Below are 3,495 nucleotides of genomic sequence, written 5' to 3' on the forward strand. Positions count from 1 at the left end.
GCTGCATCATGCGCCCATGAGGCGAATCCGCGGGCGAAAATCAAGCCGTCCGGCTCAGGCCGCCGCCCCCGCCATCCGCCACGACTGGACGGTCGAGGAGATCCGCGCGATCCACGACCTGCCGCTGCTCGACCTCGTGTTTCGCGCCGCCTCCGTGCACCGGGCCCACAACGATCCGGCCGACATCCAGCGCGCCTCGCTCCTGTCGATCAAGACCGGCGGCTGCCCCGAGGATTGCGCCTACTGCCCGCAATCGGCCCATCACAAGGGCACCGGCATGGCCAAGGAACGCCTGATGCCGGTCGACGCGGTTCTGCGCGAGGCCGCCGAGGCGAAGGCGGCCGGGGCGCATCGGTTCTGCATGGGCGCCGCCTGGCGCCAGCCGAAGGACGGCCCGGAATTCGACGCGGTGCTGGCCATGGTCCGCGGCGTGCGCGGCCTGGGCATGGAGGCGTGCGTCACCCTCGGCATGCTGACGCCGTCCCAGGCCGTGCGGCTCGCCGAGGCCGGGCTGACCTCCTACAACCACAACCTCGACACCGGACCGGACTTCTACGAGGACATCATCTCGACCCGGACCTACGCCGACCGGCTCCAGACCCTGGAAAACGTGCGCGAGGCCGGCATCGGCCTGTGCTGCGGCGGCATCGTCGGCATGGGCGAGGGCGTGACCGACCGGGCCGCGATGCTCCAGGTGCTCGCCAACCATGCGCCGCATCCCGAGAGCGTGCCGATCAACGCCCTCGTCGCCGTCGAGGGCACGCCGCTGGAGGACCGCCCGCCGGTCGACCCGCTCGACCTCGTGCGGATGTGCGCGACCGCGCGGATCGTGATGCCGAAGGCGCGGGTGCGCCTCAGCGCCGGGCGCAAGGGGCTGACCCGCGAGGCGCAGATCCTGTGCTTCCTCGCCGGCGCCAACTCGATCTTCTACGGCGAGCGCCTGCTGACCACCGCCAACAACGAGACCGATTCCGACGCCGCCCTGCTGCGCGACATCGGCATCACGGTGGCCGCGCCCATGATGGAAGCCGCCGAGTAGGCCTCAGGCCTCGGCGTCCGGCAGCACGATCCGGAACCGGGTGCCCTCGGCGGCGGGGTCGAGCGACAGCGTCCCGCCGTTCAGCCGCACGAGCTCGGAGGCGATGGCGAGGCCGAGCCCGGTGCCGCCCGAGCGCATCGAGCCCTGGAAGGCCTCGAACAGGTGCTCCTTCGCCCGCGCCGGCAGGCCGGGACCGTTATCGGCCACCAGGATCGTCACCGCACCGGCGCATTCGCGCCCGGCCGTGATCCGCACCTCCGGCGAGGCCACGTTCGCCTCGGTGAAGTCGTGCGCCTGCACGGCGTTGCGCACCAGGTTTCCGATCGCCCGCCCGATCTGCTCGGAATCGGCGAACACCGTCAGCTCGGGGGCGACCTCGGTCACGACCCGGACGCGGCCGTGGGCGGAGAGCGCCGCGAGATCGGCGAGTTCCGCCAGGACCGGGGCCAGCGCGAACGCGCGGCTGCGCGGCGTGCGCTCGGCGGCGCGGCCGTAGGCCAGCGTCGCCTCGCAGAAGCGGATCGCCCGCCCCAGCGTCGCGACGAGGCGCGGCGCCACGCGCTGCACCGTCGGGTCCGAGGTTTCCTCGAGCCGGTCGCCGAGCAGCTGCGCTCCGGTCAGCAGGTTGCGCAGCTCGTGGTTGATCTTGGCGACCGAGAGCCCGAGCTCGGCGAGCCGGCGCTTCTGGCGCAGCTGGTCCGCGAGCGTCCGCTGCATCCGCGCCAGCGCGGTCTCGGCGAGCCCGATCTCGTCGCTGCGCGGCACGGGCGTGATGATCCGGTCGGCCCCCTCCGGGTCGTCGGCGAAGGCGGTGATGTTGCGCGCGAGCCGGCGCACCGGCCGCACGATCAGGGTCTGCAGCACGAAGAAGACGAGGCCGGCCGCGGCGGTGGCGATGATCAGCGACGACACCGCCAGCCGGATCGCGAAATCGACCACCGCCTGCTTCAGCGGCGCGTCGTCGAGGATGATCTCGACCAGGTCGAAGCCTTCCCAGCCCTGGCCGACGATGCGGATCGGCTCGTCGACCGGTTCGGTCAGCGTCCGCCAAGCGCCGCGGATGGCGCACCAGATCGATCGGTTGCGCAGGTCGACCGTGTCGGAGACCCGGTCCGGCATCGGCTCGATCGACAGGAGCTGGCGGGTGTCGCCGTCGCGGACCGCGATCGCGCGGGCGCCGACGCCGGCCAGCAGGCGCCGGGCGAGCTCGTCGGACACCGGGTGCCCTTCGCTGGCATCGAGCACGAGGGCCGCGACCTGCGCGGCGCTGATCCGGTCGGACAGCCAGGACAGGCGGTAATTCGCGACCGCGGGCACGAAGATCAGGATCTCGATCGCCGCGACGAAGGCGACGGTGACGAGGAAGAGGCGTCCGGAAAGGCCGAGGCGCTTGAGCCAGCGGTCGGAACGCGGCACCGCGACGGGCGCGTCGCGCTCTGCCGCCTCCGTCGAGTCCGTGTCAGTCCTTGCGACCACTGCTATCCCGGCCCCGGAAAGCGCGGCGACCCCGTGCCTCTTCGCGAACGTCCCGTCGCCACCCGCATCCCCTGGCCGAGACGGTGGCACGATCATCCCTCGTAGCCCGCGGGCCGAGGAAGCGTCGAGGGGGCATCACCCCCGGGATCGGCGCGCGAACGCGATTTTCAGTACGCAGCGTGGGGATAATCGCGTCCCGCGAAGGTCGAGCGGTCCCGCGGATCAGCCCGCGTTGCGCCGGATGAAGCGCCGCCGCAGGCCGATCGAGAGCAGCGCGAACAGGCCGAGGCCGCCGAGCCCGATCACCATCCGCGGCGTCACCAGCGCGCGGAAGCTCAGCGCGTTGTCGCAATCGCTGCCGCCGGCGGACAGGCATACTGCTTTCGCGTCCGCATGGGCCGCGACCACGTCCTCGATGCCGGCGCCGGTCGCCGCGTAGACGAAGGCGCCGGGCAGCAGGCCGCAGGCGGTGGCGAGCACGAAGGTGCGCAGCGCCACGCCGAACGCGGCCGGCCCGAGATTGGTCATCCAGAACGGGAACAGCGGCAGCAGGCGCAGGAACACGATGTAGCCGAAGGCATCGTTGCGGAACCCCTCGGCGAGCGCGCCGAGCCGCGGCCCGGCCACCCGCCGCAGCAGGTCCGAGGCCGGCCCGCGGCCGATCGCGAAGACGATCGCGGCGCCTGTGGTGGCGGCGCAGACGGCGACGATCGCGCCGGTGACGATGCCGAACAGGAAGCCGCACACCATGGTGAGGATCAGCGTCGCCGGCACCGAGACGACGACGGAGCCGACATAGATCAGGTAGGCCAGCACGAGGGCGCGCGGGCGGTCCGCCTCGACGAAGGCGCGCAGCCATTGCCGCGACTCGAGCAGCCGGTCGAGGCTGAGGAGCTGCGACGCGCCCGAGACCAGCACGGCGATCGACAGCGCGATCAGCAGCGCCAGGGGCAGCCAGCGCAGCGCGCGGCGGCGGGCGG

General features: G+C 72.5%; 3 protein-coding genes. 1 reads left to right on the forward strand and 2 read right to left on the reverse strand.

Features of this window, described 5'->3' with window-relative positions; genetic code table 11:
- The first annotated feature begins 16 nt into the window (after nucleotides 1–16).
- A complete protein-coding gene (bioB, locus tag FV223_RS23120; RefSeq protein WP_147729185.1) occupies nucleotides 17–1,039 on the forward strand; it encodes a biotin synthase BioB in 1,023 nt (340 codons plus the stop codon).
- Nucleotides 1,040–1,042: 3 nt separating this feature from the next.
- Here bioB and FV223_RS23125 read toward each other — a convergent pair whose 3' ends face one another.
- On the reverse strand, nucleotides 1,043–2,455 hold the full coding sequence (locus FV223_RS23125; protein ID WP_246686534.1) for a HAMP domain-containing sensor histidine kinase: 1,413 nt from the start codon (nucleotides 2,453–2,455) through the stop codon (nucleotides 1,043–1,045).
- 282 nt (nucleotides 2,456–2,737) lie between these two features.
- A partial coding sequence (locus tag FV223_RS23130) for a VTT domain-containing protein (RefSeq protein WP_147729187.1) occupies nucleotides 2,738–3,495 on the reverse strand: 758 nt, incomplete at its 5' end.

Source organism: Methylobacterium sp. WL116, assembly GCF_008039455.1.
GTDB lineage: Bacteria > Pseudomonadota > Alphaproteobacteria > Rhizobiales > Beijerinckiaceae > Methylobacterium.